This window comes from Scleromatobacter humisilvae (assembly GCF_023231945.1).
Taxonomy (GTDB): domain Bacteria; phylum Pseudomonadota; class Gammaproteobacteria; order Burkholderiales; family Burkholderiaceae_C; genus Scleromatobacter; species Scleromatobacter humisilvae.
The window spans coordinates 593,910-609,728 of sequence record NZ_JAJLJH010000002.1 but is presented as its reverse complement, the minus strand read 5'-3'; the positions used below and the strand labels follow the sequence as shown (position 1 = coordinate 609,728).

At 70.3% G+C, this 15,819-nt stretch carries 7 protein-coding genes; 2 read left to right on the top strand and 5 right to left on the bottom strand.

What is annotated here, in order from left to right:
• Nucleotides 1-3: 3 nt before the first annotated feature.
• Nucleotides 4-1,521: a 4-alpha-glucanotransferase gene (malQ, locus tag LPC04_RS12070; protein ID WP_275682470.1), complete on the top strand. Its 1,518-nt coding sequence runs from the start codon at nt 4-6 to the stop codon at nt 1,519-1,521.
• Between the two features lie 20 nt (nt 1,522-1,541).
• Here malQ and LPC04_RS12065 read toward each other — a convergent pair whose 3' ends face one another.
• The 5 genes from LPC04_RS12065 to LPC04_RS12045 all read right to left on the bottom strand — a co-directional run bounded on the left by LPC04_RS12065 (nt 1,542) and on the right by LPC04_RS12045 (nt 12,873).
• A complete protein-coding gene (locus LPC04_RS12065) occupies nt 1,542-3,041 on the bottom strand; it encodes an efflux transporter outer membrane subunit (RefSeq protein WP_275682469.1) in 1,500 nt (499 codons plus the stop codon).
• Between the two features lie 2 nt (nt 3,042-3,043).
• Nucleotides 3,044-6,331: an efflux RND transporter permease subunit gene (locus LPC04_RS12060; RefSeq protein WP_275682468.1), complete on the bottom strand. Its 3,288-nt coding sequence runs from the start codon at nt 6,329-6,331 to the stop codon at nt 3,044-3,046.
• A complete protein-coding gene (locus tag LPC04_RS12055) occupies nt 6,328-9,522 on the bottom strand; it encodes an efflux RND transporter permease subunit (RefSeq protein WP_275682467.1) in 3,195 nt (1,064 codons plus the stop codon). Before LPC04_RS12055 ends, LPC04_RS12060 begins: the two co-directional genes overlap by 4 nt.
• A gap of 43 nt (nt 9,523-9,565) precedes the next feature.
• Nucleotides 9,566-11,041, bottom strand: coding sequence for an MdtA/MuxA family multidrug efflux RND transporter periplasmic adaptor subunit (locus LPC04_RS12050; RefSeq protein WP_275682466.1), 1,476 nt, complete (start codon nt 11,039-11,041; stop codon nt 9,566-9,568).
• 239 nt (nt 11,042-11,280) lie between these two features.
• On the bottom strand, nt 11,281-12,873 hold the full coding sequence (locus LPC04_RS12045; RefSeq protein WP_275682465.1) for an alpha-amylase family glycosyl hydrolase: 1,593 nt from the start codon (nt 12,871-12,873) through the stop codon (nt 11,281-11,283).
• A gap of 192 nt (nt 12,874-13,065) precedes the next feature.
• Between LPC04_RS12045 and LPC04_RS12040 the strand changes: the two genes are divergently transcribed.
• Complete coding sequence (locus LPC04_RS12040) at nt 13,066-15,819, top strand: alpha-1,6-glucosidase domain-containing protein (protein ID WP_275682464.1); 2,754 nt, start codon at nt 13,066-13,068, stop codon at nt 15,817-15,819.

Genomic DNA, 15,819 nt, shown 5'->3' with positions numbered 1-15,819 from the left:
ATCATGGATCTCCACAAGCGCTCCGCCGGCGTGCTGCTGCACACCACCTCCTTGCCCGGCCCGCACGGCATCGGCGACTTCGGGCCCGCGGCATTCCAGTTCGTCGACTGGCTCGTGTCCGCCGGCCAGTCGATCTGGCAACTGCTGCCGACCGCGCCGATCGGCCCGGGCGATTCGCCGTACCAGAGCGTGTCGGCGTTCGCGGGCAGCCCGCTGATGGTGGCGCTCGAACCGCTGGTGGCCAAGGGATGGCTCGAGGAGCCGGTGCTGCCCGAAGGCGGCTTCGACGCGCTGAAGGTGGACTACGCCAAGGTCATCCCGTGGCGCCTGCAGCAGCTGCGCGCCGCGGCCAGGGGCTTCGCTGCAAAGGCCGATGCGAGCGAGCGCCGCGAGTTCGCGGCCTGGTGCGCGAAGCACGCGTCGTGGCTGGACGACTACGCGCTGTTCATGGCGCTGGAGACCAGCTCCGGCTACAAGACCTGGTGGCAATGGGACGGCGCCCTGCAGCGCCGCGTGCCGTCGGCGCTTGCCGCCGCGCGCGTGCAGCACGCCGAGGAGATCGCGTTCTGGCAGTTCGTGCAGTGGCAGTTCGACGGCCAGCTCGCGCTCGTCAAGAAGTACGCCAACGACCGCGGCGTCGCCATCATGGGCGACCTGCCGATCTTCGTCGCGCACCACAGCGCCGACGTCTGGGCACGGCCCGACCTCTACACGCTGGACGAGCATTTCCAGCCCACCGTCGTGGCCGGCTGTCCACCCGACGCGATGGCCGTCGACGGCCAGCGCTGGGGCAATCCGCTGTACCACTGGGATCGCATGGCCAAGGAGGACTTCGCCTGGTGGACGGCCCGCGTGCGCCGCGCGCTGGAGCAGGCCGACGTGTTCCGCATCGACCACTTCCGCGGCTTCGCCGGCTACTACGAGATCCCGGCCTCGTGCCCGACGGCGCGCGAAGGCACGTGGCGCACCGGCCCGGGCAAGCCGCTGTTCGACGCCATCGCGCGCGCGCTCGGCCCGCTTCCCATCGTGGCGGAAGACCTCGGGTTCATCACTCCGGACGTGTACGCGCTGCGCGACGGCCTGGGCTATCCGGGCATGCGCATCCTGCAGTTCGGCTTCGGCGACCACGCCGGCAACGAGTTCCTGCCGCACAACTACGTCGCCAACACGATCGCCTACACCGGCACGCACGACAACGACACGGCGCGCGGCTGGTGGGACAACGCGAGCCCGCACGAGCGAGCGTACGCGGGCAGCTACCTGGCCGCCGGCGGCGACGACATCCACTGGGCGATGATCCGCGCCTGCTGCAACTCGGTCGCCAACATCGCCGTGTTCCAGCTGCAGGACGTGCTGGGCCTGGGCAGCGCGCACCGCATGAACACGCCGGGCACGGTCAGCGACAGGAACTGGTCGTGGCGCTTCGACTGGAGCATGCTGGACAGCGAGCCGGGGCGCGTGCTGGGCCTGATCAGCGCGGCGAGCGGGCGCGCGCCGATCGAGCTGGCGCGGTTGCCCTGAGGCATCGCGGCGTCGTTCCGCTACCTGGTCGCCAGCTCCTGCGTCGACCAACCCCCGCCGAGCGCCGAGATCATCTGCAGTGCAGCGGTCTGCCGGCTCAGCGTCACCTGCATCAACGCGCGCCGCGCGCTGAGCGCCGACGCCTGCGCCGTGACGACGTCGGTGTAGGCCACCAGACCTTGTCGGTACTGGTTCTGCATGATCTGCTCGGTCTGGTCGGCGGCCTGCGAGGCCTCCTTGCGCAGCGCCTGCTGTTGCTCCAGCGATGCGGCGGCCGACAGCTGGTCTTCCACCGACGAGAACGCGGTCAACACCGTCTGCCGGTACTGCGCGACGCTCTGTTTCCAGGCGGCCTGCGCCTCCTCGACGCGCGCCGTGCGAGCGCCGCCGTCGAAGATCGTCTCGGCCAGCGAGGCGCCCAGCGACCACGCGAACGACGACGCGTTGAACAGGTCGCCCAGCCGCGAGGCGCCCTGGCCGGCGCTGCCGCTGAGCGTCAGCGACGGGAAGTACGCGGCGCGCGCGACGCCGATGTTGGCGTTGGCCGCCTCGACATGGCGCTCGGCCGACGCGATGTCGGGCCGGCGCTGCAGCAGGTCGGACGGCAGGCCGACCGGAATCGCCGGCACGGTCGTCGAGTTCCAGTCGCCGGACGGCAGCGTGAACGTGGCCGGCGGCTGGCCGGCGAGCACCGCCATCGCGTGGAAGAACTGGGCACGCTGCTGCTGCAGCGACGCGAGATCGGCCTGCGCGTTGGCGAGCGTGGTCTGCGCCTGCAGCACGTCGCTCTTGGGCGCGATCGCCGCGTTGTAGCGGTTCTGCGTGATCGTCAGCGCGCGCTGGTAGCCGGTGATCGTGGTCTTGAGCGTGACGATCTCGGCATCGGCCTCGCGCACGGACAGGTAGTCGGTGACGAAGGTCGCCTGCGCCGACAGCGTCGCGTTGGCGAGATCCGCCTCGCTGGCCTGCGCGCTGGCCTTGGCGGCCGACACCGTGTTGGCGATGCGGCCCCACAGGTCGGGCTCCCAGCTCGCGCTGAGGCCTGCCGAGAAGCGGTTGCCCGTGCTGCCGCCGCTGCTTGTGCTGGCGGAACTCGAGCTGCTGCGTCCGCCGACGCCGGAGCGCGTCACGCCGACGTCCGCCGACAGCGTCGGGAAGAACGCCGCGCGCTGCTCGCGCACCGTGGCCCAGGATTCCTCGACGGCCGCGGCCGCCGCGGCGACGTTCTGGTTCGACACCGCGACCTGCGGCGCGAGCTGCGTCAGCACCGGGTCGTCGAACAGCGTCCACCACGGGCCGCGCGTGAGCGTGTCGGCGGGCGCCGCGGCCATCCAGCCGGGCGGCGGCTCGAGGAACTGCGCCGAGGTCGGCGCGTCGAACTTCTGGTTCGGCGCCAGCGCCGTGCAGGCGCCGAGCGCGAGCAGGGCGGCCAGCGCGAGGCTCGCGTGCGCGAGGCGCGCGGGGGCGCGGGACGCGCGCGCGGGCGGCGGCGTGCGGGAGAAGGGAGGGCCCATCGTCATCGTCAATTCCCTGTGGCCGCGGAGGCGGCGTGGGGCGGCAGAGGTCGGCCCGCGTCGCCGGCCTCGACGTCCGAGGCATGGCGACTGAGCAGCTTTTCGTCGGGACTGCGCCGGCGGAACTTGTCCAGGAACAGGTAGACCACGGGCGTGGTCAGCAGCGTCAGCAACTGGCTGGCGATCAGGCCGCCGATGATGGCGATGCCCAGCGGCTGGCGCAGCTCGGAGCCCTCGCCGAAGCCGATGGCCAGCGGCAGCGCGCCGAGCGCGGCGGCCAGCGTCGTCATCATGATCGGACGGAAGCGCAGGCGGCAGGCCTCGCGCACGGCGTCGTGCGCCGAGATCCCGCGCGAGCGCTCGGCCTCCAGCGCGAAGTCGATGATCATGATCGCGTTCTTCTTGACGATGCCGATCAGCAGGAACACGCCGATCAGCGCGATCAGCGAGAACTCCATGCCGAACAGCATCAGCGCCAGCACCGCGCCGACGCCGGCCGACGGCAGCGTCGACAGCACCGTCAGCGGGTGCACCAGGCTCTCGTACAGCACGCCCAGCACGATGTAGATCACGACGAGCGCGGCCAGGATCAGCAGCGGCTGCTGGCCCTGGTTCTGCTGCGCCGCGGCCGCCGTGCCCTGCATGCTGCCGCGCACGTTGATCGGCATGTGGATGGAGGCCGACGCGTGCTCGATGGCGTCCTTGGCGTCCGACAGCGAATAGCCCTCGGCCAGGTTGTACGACACCGTCGTCGCGAGCTCGCCGTCCTGGTGGTTGACGCTGGAGCGCGCGGCGTCCTCGCTGAACGAGGCGATCGTCGACAGCGGAATCATCGCGTGCGCGCTGGTGTTGACGGTCGCGCCCGTGGACGAGTCGCGCGAGCCCGGGTTGGCGGCGATGGTGGGCGTCGAGGCGGCCGTCGACGCCGCGGCGGCGGCGACCGACGCCACCGCGTTGCTGCCGTTGCCCGGCACCTGCACGTCCTTCAGCGAGACCGGCGTCTGCGTGAACTTGGGCATCGCCTCCATCACGACGTGGTACTGGTTCAGCGCGTCGTAGATCGTCGCGACCTGGCGCTGGCCGAAGGCGTCGTAGAGCGCGTTGTCGACGTCCTTGTTCGTCATGCCCTGGCGGGCGGCGGCGTCGCGGTCGATGGTGACGAAGCTCTCGATGCCGTTTTCCTGCTGGTCGGTGTCGATGTCGGTGATCGCCTCCTCGTTCTTCATCGCGTCGGCGAGCCGCGTCGCCCACTTCGCGAGGTCGGCCTGGTTGTCGCTCTTGAGCGTGTACTGGTAGGTCGAGTTGGTCTGGCGGCCGCCCATGCGCAGGTCCTGCACCGGGTTGAGGAACAGGCTGATGCCGGTCACCTTGGCCAGCTGCGGCCGCAGGCGCGCGATCACGGCCTGGCCGCCGTCCTTGCGCTGGCTCCTGGGCTTGAGGTTGACGAACATGAAGCCGCCGCCCGCGCGCGAGCCGCCCGTGAAACCCACCACCGTATCGACGTCGGGGTCGGCGTGGATGATGTTCACGAGCTGGCGCAGCTTGGCCTGCATCTGGTCGAACGAGATGCTCTGGTCGGCGCGCATGCCGCCGTTGAGCTGGCCGGAATCCTGCTGCGGGAAGAAGCCCTTGGGCACGGCGACGAACAGCCACACGTTGAGCGCGATCACCGCGCACAGCACCAGCATCACCGTCACGCTGGAATCGAGCGCCCAGTCGAGCGCGCGCTCATAGGCGTGCAGCAGGCCGTCGAACGCGCGCTCGGTCACGCGCGTGAAGCGGCCCGCAGGCTTGTGCTTCTTCTTGACGCCGCCCGTGTTGCGATCGAGCAGCCACGCGCACATCATCGGCGTGGTGGTGAGCGAGACGACCAGCGAGATCATCACCGACACCGACAGCGTCACCGCGAACTCGCGGAACAGGCGGCCCGGCTGCCCGCCCATGAACAGCAGCGGGATGAACACGGCGATCAGCGACAGGCTGATCGACAGCACCGTGAAGCCCACCTCCTTGGCGCCCAGCAGCGCGGCCTGGAAGCGGTCCATGCCCTGCTCGATGTGGCGGCTGGTGTTCTCCAGCACGACGATCGCGTCGTCGACGACGAAGCCCGTGGCCACCGTCAGCGCCATCAGGCTGAGGTTGTCGAGGCTGAAGTTGAGCAGGTACATCACGCCGAAGGTGCCCAGCAGCGAGACGACCGTCGCGATGCCCGGCACCAGCGTGGCGCGCCAGCTGTGCAGGAACACGCCGACCACCAGCACGACCAGCGCCACCGAGATCAGCAGCGTGATCTCGACCTCGTGCAGCGAGGCGCGGATCGAGTTGGTCGAGTCGGAGGCGACCTGCAGCTCGATGTCGTTGGGCAGCTGCGCCTTCAGCTCGGGCAGCAGCGCGCGCACGCCATCGACGGTGTCGATGATGTTGGCGCCCGGCTGGCGCGTGACGATCACGATCACCGCGGGGCTGCCGTTGAACAGGCCTAGCGTGCGCACGTCCTCGGGGCCGTCGGTGACGTTGGCGATGTCGGACAGCTTCACCGCCGCGCCGTTGCGCCAGGCGACGGTCAGGTCCTTGTATTCGGCGGCCGTGTGGCCCGGCTGCTGCGTGTAGATCTGCAGCCGCTGCACGCCGTCCTCGATGCTGCCCTTGGGCCGCGTCGCGTTGGAGGCCTGGATGGCGGCGCGCACGTCCTCGGCCGGGATGCCCAGGTTGTTCAGCGCGAGCGTGTTCAGGTCGATGCGCACCGCCGGCAGCGAGCCGCCGCCGATCTCGACGTCGCCCACGCCGGAGACCTGCGCCACCTTCTGCTGCACGATGTTGGAGACGGCGTCGTAGATCTGCTGCGGCGTGCGCGAGTTCGACGTCAGCGCCAGGATGATGCAGGGCGCGTCCGACGGGTTGGCCTTGCGGTAGGTCGGGTTGCTCTTGAGCGTGGCGGGCAGGTCGACGCGCGACGCGTTGATCGCGGCCTGCACCTCGCGCGCGGCGCCGTCGATGTCGCGGTTGAGGTCGAACTGCATGCTCACGCGCGTGGAGCCGACGCCGCTGCTCGAGGTGATCTCGTTGACGCCCGAGATCGTGGCCAGGCGGCGCTCCAGCGGCGTGGCCACGCTGTTGGCCATCACGTCCGGGCTCGCGCCGGGGATGCTGGCCGACACCGAGATGGCCGGATAGTCGACCTGCGGCAGCGGCGACACCGGCAGCACGAAGAAGCCGGCGATGCCCGCCAGCGCGACGCCGGCGGTCAGCAACACCGTCGCGATCGGGCGCCTGACGAACGGGGAAGAGAGGTTCATCGCCCGCCTCCGGGCTGCGGCTGAGAATGCGGCGCGTCGGGATCGAACTCGATGCGCCTGGGAACCGGCGGCGCCTCGAGCGCGAGTTGCGGCGCGGGAGCGTTGTCGCCGGTGCCGTCGTCCATGCCGAAACGGGCGCGGACCTTCTCGCCCAGCCGGTCGAACCACAGGTAGATGACAGGCGTCGTGAACAGCGTCAGCAGCTGGCTCACCAGCAGGCCGCCGAAGATCGACAGGCCCAGCGGATGGCGCAGCTCCTTGCCTTCGCCCCAGCCGAACATCAGCGGCAGCGCGGCGAACAGCGCGGCGAAGGTCGTCATCAGGATCGGGCGCAGGCGCAGCAGCGCCGCTTGGTGGATCGCCTCGCGCGGCGTCTTGCCTTCGGTGCGCTCGGCGTCGATGGCGAAGTCGATCATCATGATCGCGTTCTTCTTGACGATGCCGATCAGCAGGATGATGCCGATGATGCCGATCACGCCGAGATCCTGCCCGCCGATCAGCAGCGCCAGCAGCGCGCCGACGCCGGCCGACGGCAGTGTCGACAGGATCGTCAGCGGGTGCACGTAGCTCTCGTAGAGCACGCCCAGCACGATGTAGACGCAGATCACGGCCGCGAGGATCAGCCACAGCTGGTTGGACAGCGACTTCTCGTACGCGCCCGCGGCGCCCAGCGGCACCATCGTGACCGACGAGGGCAGGGCGATGTCCTTGGCGGCCTGGCGGATCGAGTCGACCGCGGTGCCCAGCGACACGCCGTCCGCCGTGTCGAAGCCCACGGTCGTCGCGGGATACTGCGCCACGTGCGTGACCTGCAGCGGCGACTGCACCGTGCGGATCGATGCGAAGGCCGACAGCGGCGTCGCCTGGCCACTGGTGGTGAGCACGCGCAGGTCGCCGATGGACGTGGGCGTGGTCGCCTGGTCGGGCCGCGCCTCGAGGATCACGCGGTACTGGTTGGTCTCGGTGAAGATCGTCGAGACGATGCGCTGGCCGTAGGCGCTGTAGAGCGCGTCGTCGACCGTCGCGGCGCTGATGCCCAGGCGCGAGGCGGTGTCGCGGTCGAGGTCGACCTCGACGGCCAGGCCCGTCGCGCCGACGTCGGTGACGACGTTGCGCACCTTCGAATCGGAGCGCAGCCGCTCGACGAGCTTGTTGGTCCACAGCGCCACCGACGCGTCGTCGGCGCCCTCCATCGACACGCGGTACTGCGTGGGGCCTGTGTCGGAGTCGATGGTCAGGTCCTGCGTCGGCTGCACGTACAGCGTGATGCCCGCGACGCCCTGCGCCCGCTGGCGCAGCCGGTTCATGATCTCTTCCTGCGTGCCGCTGGCGCCCTGCTTGATGTCGACCAGCATGGTGCCGGCGTTGAGCATCGTGTTGTTGGCGCCGTCGACACCGACGATGGAGGCGATGTTGTCGACCGCCGGATCCTCCAGCATCGCGCGCGCCGCCTGGCGCTGCAGCTCGGACATGCGCGAGAAGCTGACCGTCTCGGCGCTCTGCACGCGCACCTGCAGCTGGCCGGTGTCCTGCGTCGGGAACAGGCCCTTGGGGATGACGATGTAGAGCAGCACCGTCAGCGCGAACGTGCCGAGCGCGACCAGCAGCGTGGTGGTCTGGTTGTCCAGCACCCAGACCAGGCCGCGGTCGTAGCGGGCGATGATCCAGTCGAACATCTGCTTGAACTTGAGCGCGTAGCCGCGCGGTGCCTCTTCCGCCTTGAGCATGCGGCCCGACATCATCGGCACCAGCGTCAGCGACACCACCGCCGAGATCAGGATCGTGATCGCCAGCGTGACCGCGAACTCGCGGAACAGGCGGCCGACGACGTCGCCCATGAACAGCAGCGGGATCAGCACCGCGATCAGCGAGACGGTCAGCGACACGATCGTGAAACCGATCTGCGTCGCGCCCTTGATGGCCGCGGCCATCGGCTTCTCGCCGTGCTCGATGTAGCGCGAGATGTTCTCGATCATCACGATGGCGTCGTCGACCACGAAGCCGGTGGCGATGGTCAGCGACATCAGGCTCAGGTTGTTCAGGCTATACCCCAGCAGGTACATCGCGCCGCAGGTGCCGACCAGCGAGATCGGCACCGACAGGCTGGCGATCACCGTCGCGCGCCAGCTGTGCAGGAACGCGAAGATCACCAGCGTCACCAGCACCACGGCCAGCACGAGCTCGAACTCCACGTGCTCCACCGACGCGCGGATACCCGCGGTGCGGTCGCTGAGGATGCGCACGTCCAGCCCCGTCGGCAGTCCGGCCTGCAACTCGGGCAGCTGCTTCTTGATCGCGTCGACCGTCTGGATCACGTTGGCGCCCGGCTGGCGCTGCACGTTGACGATGATGGCCGGGGTGTCGTCGGCCCAGGCGGCCAGGCGCAGGTTCTCGGCGCTGTCGACGACCTGGGCGATGTCGGTCAGGCGCACCGGCGCGCCGTTCTTGTAGCTGACGATCAGGTTCTTGTAGTCGTCCACCGAGACCAGCTGGTCGTTGGCGTTGATCGCGTACGAGCGCGACGCGCCGTCGAAGCTGCCCTTGGCGCTGTTGGCGTTGGCGTTGGTGATCGCGGTGCGCACGGCCGTCAGGTCGATGCCGTACGAGGCCATCGCGCGCGTGTCGGTCTGGATGCGCATGGCCGGGCGCTGGCCGCCGGCGAGCGTGACGAGGCCCACGCCCGAGACCTGGCTGATCTTCTGCGCGAGCCGCGTGTTGACGAGGTTCTGCACGTCGGGCAGCGGCATGGACTTCGAGCTCACCGCCAGCGTGAGCACCGGCGCGTCGGCCGGGTTGACCTTGGCGTAGACCGGCGGCGCGGGCAGGTCGGCCGGCAGCAGCGAGTTGCCGGCGTTGATGGCGGCCTGCACCTCCTGCTCGGCGACGTCCAGCGACAGCCCGAGGTTGAACTGCAGCGTGACGAGCGATACGCCCGCCGCGCTGGTCGAGCCCATGCGCGCGAGGCCGGACATGTTGCCGAACTGCTTCTCGAGCGGCGCCGTGACGGTGCGGCTCATCACCTCCGGGCTGCCGCCGGGGTAGAGCGTCTGCACCTGGATCGTCGGGTAGTCGACCTGCGGCAGCGCCGACAAGGGCAGGAACCTGAAGCCGACGATGCCCGTGAGGACGATCGCCAGCATCAGCAGCGAGGTCGCGACCGGTCGCTGGATGAAGGGCTTGGACGGGCTCATCGGCGGGCGCGGTTGGTCGTTCCGGTCAAGGCACGCGTCGCCATCACGACTGCACCGCGCTCGCGCGCCGGCGTTGCGGCCAGCTCGAGCCTTCCGCCGGCACCCACGAGCCGGCGCCGGCCGGCGCGCTGGCGCCATCGCGATGATGGTGCGCCGCGCTCGCGCCATCGGCCGGCGCGGAGGCCGAGGCCGAACCGCCGTCTGCAGCGGAACCGCCGTCGCGGTGGTGGCGTCCGCCGTGCGCGCCCGACGCGCCCGCGGCGCCGCTCGCGCCGCGGCGCGGGCCGGAGGCCGCATCGCCCGGCAGCGACACCTTCGCGCCGTCCTTGAGGCGGTCGCCGCCCTCGGTGATCACGCGCTCGCCGACGTCGAGGCCCTTGGTGATCTGCACGGTGTCGGCCGTGGCGATGCCCTGCACCACGGTGACCTGCGTGACGGTGCGGTCGTCGTTGAGCACGTAGACGAAGTCGCCGTTGGGGCCGTGGCGCAGCGCGGTGACCGGCACGACCACCGCGTCCTTGAGCGTGTCGAGCAGGATCCGCACGTTGACGAACTGGCTCGGGAAGAGCGCGTTGCGCGCATTGGCGAAGCGGGCCTTGGCGCGCACCGTGCCGGTCTGCGTGTCCGAGGAGTTGTTCAACGACAGGAAGGCGCCGGTGTCGAGCAGGTTGGTGCGCGTGCGGTCCATCGCCGAGACGGCCAGGATGGCGCCGGCCGCGATGCGGGCCTGCAGCTGCGGGATGCGGTCCTGCGGGATCGCGAACTCGACGTCGATCGGCGCGAGCTCGGTGATCGTCGTGATGCCGCCGGAAGTGCCCGAGGACACGAGGTTGCCGATGTCCACCGAGCGCAGGCCCACGCGGCCGCTGACCGGCGCGGTGATGCGCGTCCAGGCCAGGTTCAGCTTGGCGGTGCCGACGTTGGCCTGGTCGCCGAGCACGGTGCCCTGCAGCTGCTTGACGGTCGCGGCCTGGGTGTCGACGTCCTGGCGCGCGATCGAGTCTTCCTGCAGCAAGGTCTGGTAGCGTTTGAGCGTCACGTTCGCGGCCTCCAGCGAGGCCTGGTCCTTCTGCAGCTGGCCCTGCGCCTGCATCAGCGCGAGCTCGAACGGGCGCGGCTCGATGGTGGCGAGCAGCTGGCCGGCCTTGACCATCTGGCCTTCCTGGTACGGCACGCTGGTCAGCACGCCCGAGACCTGCGGCGTGACGGTGACGGTGGCCGACGGCGTGACGGTGCCGAGCGCGTCGACGTAGATCGGGATGTCGGCGTGGACGACCGCGGCGACGCCGACGGTGGTGGTGTTCTGACCGCCGCCGCCCCGGCGACCGCCGCCGCCAGGGCCGCCCGGCCCCGGCGGGCCGCCGGCGTTGGCGCCGCTGGCCGCGGGCTTGTGGGTGAGGTGCCAGGCCAGCGCGCCGAGTCCGGCCACCAGCAGCACGGCGATCACGGTGCCGAGCCAGCGGCGCTTGGTCTTCGGAGCCGCGGGCGGCGTGCCCGCGGACTGTCGTTCTTGTTCCATCGCGATCCTTGTTCGCACCGGCCCGAGGGCGGCACGCGTCTGCTTGTTTTCAACGGTGCGAACACAGGCGAGCCCATCCCTGCGCCTCATCTCGACCGCGCGACACCATAGCAAACGGCGCACCCGTTTCCGGGCGCTCGGAAGGGCGTTAGGAAAACTTTACCTGTCGAGCTGGCGCCCCTGAGGGCACGCCCGCTGGCGCAAGCCGGATCTTGTTGCTGCCGAACGTCCGCGCCGTGTCAGTGCGACACGAGCAACACCTGCACCGACAGCGGCGCGGCCGGCAGGGTCGCCGCGCCGTCGGCACCGACCGGAACGACGGCGTCGGACGAAGCCGGATAAAGGCGCTGCAGACGGGCGTTCGCCGGCAATCCGCCCACGCTGGCGGCGCCGGCGGCCTCGCCGTAGTTGATGACGACGACGGTGTGCTCGTCGCCGAAGACACGCTGGAAGCTCATTGTCCTGCCGTCCACGCGCGGCGCGACGTAGCGGCCGCGCGCGATCGACGGATGTGTGTTGCGCAGGCGGAGCATCGCCGTGTAGAACGCGAGCATGGAGTCCGGATCGGCCCGTTCGGCCTCGGCGTTGTTCGTCGCGAGGTTGGTCGACGCGGGCCGGTACGGCGTGCCGGTGCTGAAGCCGCCCGCGGGCGACCAGCTCATCGGACCGCGCAGCTTGCCGTCGGGGTCGTCGGTGGCCGCCGCCGACATGCCCAGTTCCTCGCCGTAGTACACGTAAGGCGTGCCGGGTTGCAGCAGGTAGGCCGCCGCGGCCACGCGCACGCGCGCGGGGTCGCCGCCCATCGCGTCCCACAGGCGCTTGCCGGCGAAGTGGTCGTGGTTGGACACCATCGTGGCCATCGTGTCGGGCGCCTTGGTGAAGTAGTCGGCGACGTCGTGGATCGCCTTCTCGTCGCCGCGCCCCGCCTTGACCAGCGCGTCGGAATGCCCGAACGCGAACGACGCGCCGCAGGCCGCGGGTGCCGCGAAACCGATCGGGTCGCCGGGCGACTCGCAAACCATCACGTGCGGGTGGTCGATGTCCAGCTCGCGCCGCACCTTGGCCATGAACGGGTAGTTCTCGGGCTGCATGCTCCAGCCTCGCGGGCCGTTCTCGAACAGGTGGCCGACGGCGTCGATGCGGAAGCCGTCGACGCTCTGGTTGAGCCAGAAGCGCAGGCTGTCCAGGTGGTATTGCACGACCGCCGGATTGCGCAGGTTGAAGTCGGGCATGGGCGCGCCGAACTGGCTGAAGTAGGCGCCGTTGGGCGTGGCGTTCCAGGGGTCGATGTCGAAGATGCTCCAGCCGGTCGGCTTGACGTCCTCCCAGACGTACCAGTCGCGCCACGGATTCGACTTCGACGACGCCGACTGCACGAACAGCGGGTTCTGGCTCGAGCTGTGGTTGATCACGTAGTCGATGACGATGCCGATGCCGTGCGCGTGGGCCTGGCGCACGAGCTCGTCGAAGTCGGCCAGCGTGCCGTAGGCGGGCTCGATGGCGCGGTAGTCGGTCACTGCGTAGCCGTGGTCGTGGTCGCTGCTCGCGTTGAGCGGCATCAGCCACAGGCCCTTGATGCCCAGCGCCTGCAGGTAGTCCAGCCGCTGCATGAGGCCGCGCAGGTCGCCGACGCCGTCGCCGTTGCTGTCCTGGTAGCTGCGCACGAACACTTCCATGAACGCGCCGTGCTCCCAGCCTTCGGGCAGCGGCGCGGCCTGCGGGATCTGGCGCACGGCCGATACGTCGACGCCGGGTCCGGTGGCGCAGCCGGCCAGCAGGGCGGCGCTGGCGAGCGCGAGCGTGGCGGGCAGGGCGCGAAGGGAGGCGGTCATGGCGGCTCGTCTCGTCATTTGTAGTTGGGCTGTCATTTAACTGTAGTCAAAGTACATCATAAATCCAACACTTGAACTGCCTGGATGAGGGAAACCCATGCGCACGCTTTCGCAGGGGCTGAAATAGCATGTAGCATTCCTTCCTGAGAAAAACGAGACAACTCGCTTGTGAAGCAAAACTACGTCAAGCGGATGACAAGCACTTGTGCGGGGTTCGCGGCGGGCGTCCTGCTCGTCGCCGGCGCCGCGTCCGCGGAGGCTGCCGAACCATCGGTCGCCGCGGCGTGCGACGCCGCCGAACTTGCGACCACGCTGGCGCCGTCGGCGCAGGCCGGCGAGGTCGCCGCCCGCGCGGTGTGGCTGTCGCGATCGTTGATCCGCTGGCCCGGCGCGCCCGTGCAGGGCCGCTACTACGTCCTGGTGTCCTCGGCGCGCGGGGCGCTGGTGGTCGACGCCGGCCAACCCGTGGCCGGTGCCGACGACACGCTGGCGCTGTCGACGTCGACCGACGCAGTCCCCGCGGCGATCGCGGAGCGCTTCAAGTTCGTCGGCGCGGGCGCGCTGCTGCGCGCGGACGACCCCGCGCGCGTGGCGCGCGCGCTGCGCGGGCAGGCGCTCGTGGTGCGCGAGGACGCGCAGGGCCGCGTGATCGAGGCGAGCGCGCTGCAGCTGGCCGGCGCGCTCGACGACGCGTATCCCGCAGCGGCCGGCCTGGGTGACCTGGGCGTGACGCTCGCGCCGCAGTCCGCGCGTTTCGCCATCTGGGCGCCGACCGCGCAATCCGTGCGGGCCTGCGTCTACCCGAGCGCCGAAGGCGCCGCGACGGCGGTCGTCGAGATGGCGCGCGACGCCGCCACCGGGGCCTGGCGCGGGCAGGCGCGCGGACACCTGGCCGGTGGCTACTACGCCTACCTCGTCGACGTCTTCGTCCCCGGCACCGGCCTCGTGCGCAACCGCGTCACCGATCCCTACTCGAACAGCCTGAACGCCGATTCGCGCCGCAGCTGGATCGGCGCGCTCGACGATGCGTCGGTGATGCCGCGCGACTGGCGGCGCGACGTCGCGCCGGGGACGGTGCGCCAGTCGACCGACCTGGCGATCTACGAGCTGCACCTGCGCGACTTCTCGATCAACGACGCCAGCGTCCCCGCCGCCCATCGCGGCAAGTACCTCGCGTTCACCGACGCGAACAGCGCCGGCATGCGCCAGCTGCACGCGCTGGCGCAGGCCGGCATGACCGACGTGCACCTGCTGCCGGTCTTCGATATCGCGAGCGTGCCCGAACGTGGCTGCACGACGCCGAAGATCGAGGGCGGCCCGGCCGACGACTCGCAGCAGGCGGCCGTGGTCGCGGGCGCGGCCGGCGACTGCTTCAACTGGGGCTACGACCCGTTCCACTACAACGCGCCCGAGGGCAGCTACGCCACGGACGCTGATGATGGCGCAGGACGCGTGCGCGAGTTCCGCGCGATGGTGCAGGGCCTGCATCGCGCCGGGCTGCGCGTGGGCATGGACGTCGTCTACAACCACACGGCGTCCGCCGGCCAGCACGCGCAGTCGGTGCTCGATCGCATCGTCCCGGGCTACTACCAGCGGCTGGACGCCAACGGCGCGATCGAGCATTCGACCTGCTGCGACAACACGGCCACCGAGAACCTGATGATGGGCAAGCTGCTCGTCGACTCGGTGACGCAATGGGCAGTGCAATACCACGTCGACTCGTTCCGCTTCGACCTGATGGGCCACCAGCCGCGCGCGGTGATGGAGGCGCTGCAGCGCCGCCTGAAGGCCGCGACGGGCCGCGAGATCCCGCTGATCGGCGAGGGCTGGAACTTCGGCGAGGTGGCCGACGGCGCGCGCTTCGTGCAGGCCTCGCAGCTGTCGCTCAACGGGTCGGGCATCGGCACGTTCAGCGATCGGGCACGCGACGCCGTGCGCGGAGGTTCATCGACGGACAGCTCGCACCTGCGCGCCGACCAGGGCTGGATCAACGGCGAGTTCTACGACCCGAACGGCTTCGGCCACGCGACGCGCGAGAACCTGCTGGACGCCGCCGACATGATCCGCGTCGGCCTCGCCGGCTCGGTGCGCGACATGACGCTGACGACATGGCGCGGCGAGACGCTGCGCCTCGACAAGATCCCGTACGGCAACCAGCCCGCCGGCTATGCGAGCGCGCCGGGCGAGGCCGTCAACTACGTCGAGAACCACGACAACCAGACGCTGTTCGACAACGACCTGCTGAAGCTGCCGCTGTCCACGTCGTCGGCCGACCGCGCGCGCGTCCAGATCCTCGGCGCGGCCGTCGTCGCGTTCAGCCAGGGCGTGGCGTACTTCCATGCGGGCGTCGACCTGCTGCGCAGCAAGTCCTTCGACAAGAACAGCTTCGACTCCGGCGACTGGTTCAACCGCCTCGACTGGACGGCCACCGACAACGGCTTCGGCGCCGGCCTGCCGCCCAGGCCGGACAACGGCGCGCTGTGGGACATCGAGCGTCCGCTGCTGGCCGATGCCTCCTTGAAGCCGACGCCGGCAGACATCGCCTGGACGCGCAACGCTTTCCGCGACGTGCTGCGCATTCGCGCCAGCACGCCGCTGTTCCACCTCGCGACGGCCGTCGAGGTGCGCCAGCGCATCAGTTTCCCGGCCAGCGGCCCGGCGCAGGAGCCGACCGTGATCGCCGAGCTGATCGACGGCCGCGGCCTGGCGGGCGCGAGGTTCGGCGCCGTGCTGGTGGTGCTCAACGCCGACAAGCAACCGCACTCGCTGAACCTGCCCGAACTGCGGGGCCGTCGCTGGCAACTGCATCCCGTCCACCTCGGCCCGTGCGCGGCCGACGCCCGAATCGCCAAGGAGGCCCGCGTCGACGATGCGACCGGCGCCTTCGTCCTGCCCGAACGCAGCGCCGTCGTCTTCGTCGTGCGCCAAGAACCCCGAGATCACTGA

What these genes read in the sequence shown, in the direction of transcription:
- malQ (WP_275682470.1), top strand. Translation starts at nt 4, where the DNA reads ATGGATCTCCACAAGCGCTCCGCCGGCGTGCTGCTGCACACCACCTCC.
- LPC04_RS12065 (WP_275682469.1), bottom strand. Translation starts at nt 3,041, where the DNA reads ATGACGATGGGCCCTCCCTTCTCCCGCACGCCGCCGCCCGCGCGCGCG.
- LPC04_RS12060 (WP_275682468.1), bottom strand. Translation starts at nt 6,331, where the DNA reads ATGAACCTCTCTTCCCCGTTCGTCAGGCGCCCGATCGCGACGGTGTTG.
- LPC04_RS12055 (WP_275682467.1), bottom strand. Translation starts at nt 9,522, where the DNA reads ATGAGCCCGTCCAAGCCCTTCATCCAGCGACCGGTCGCGACCTCGCTG.
- LPC04_RS12050 (WP_275682466.1), bottom strand. Translation starts at nt 11,041, where the DNA reads ATGGAACAAGAACGACAGTCCGCGGGCACGCCGCCCGCGGCTCCGAAG.
- LPC04_RS12045 (WP_275682465.1), bottom strand. Translation starts at nt 12,873, where the DNA reads ATGACCGCCTCCCTTCGCGCCCTGCCCGCCACGCTCGCGCTCGCCAGC.
- LPC04_RS12040 (WP_275682464.1), top strand. Translation starts at nt 13,066, where the DNA reads ATGACAAGCACTTGTGCGGGGTTCGCGGCGGGCGTCCTGCTCGTCGCC.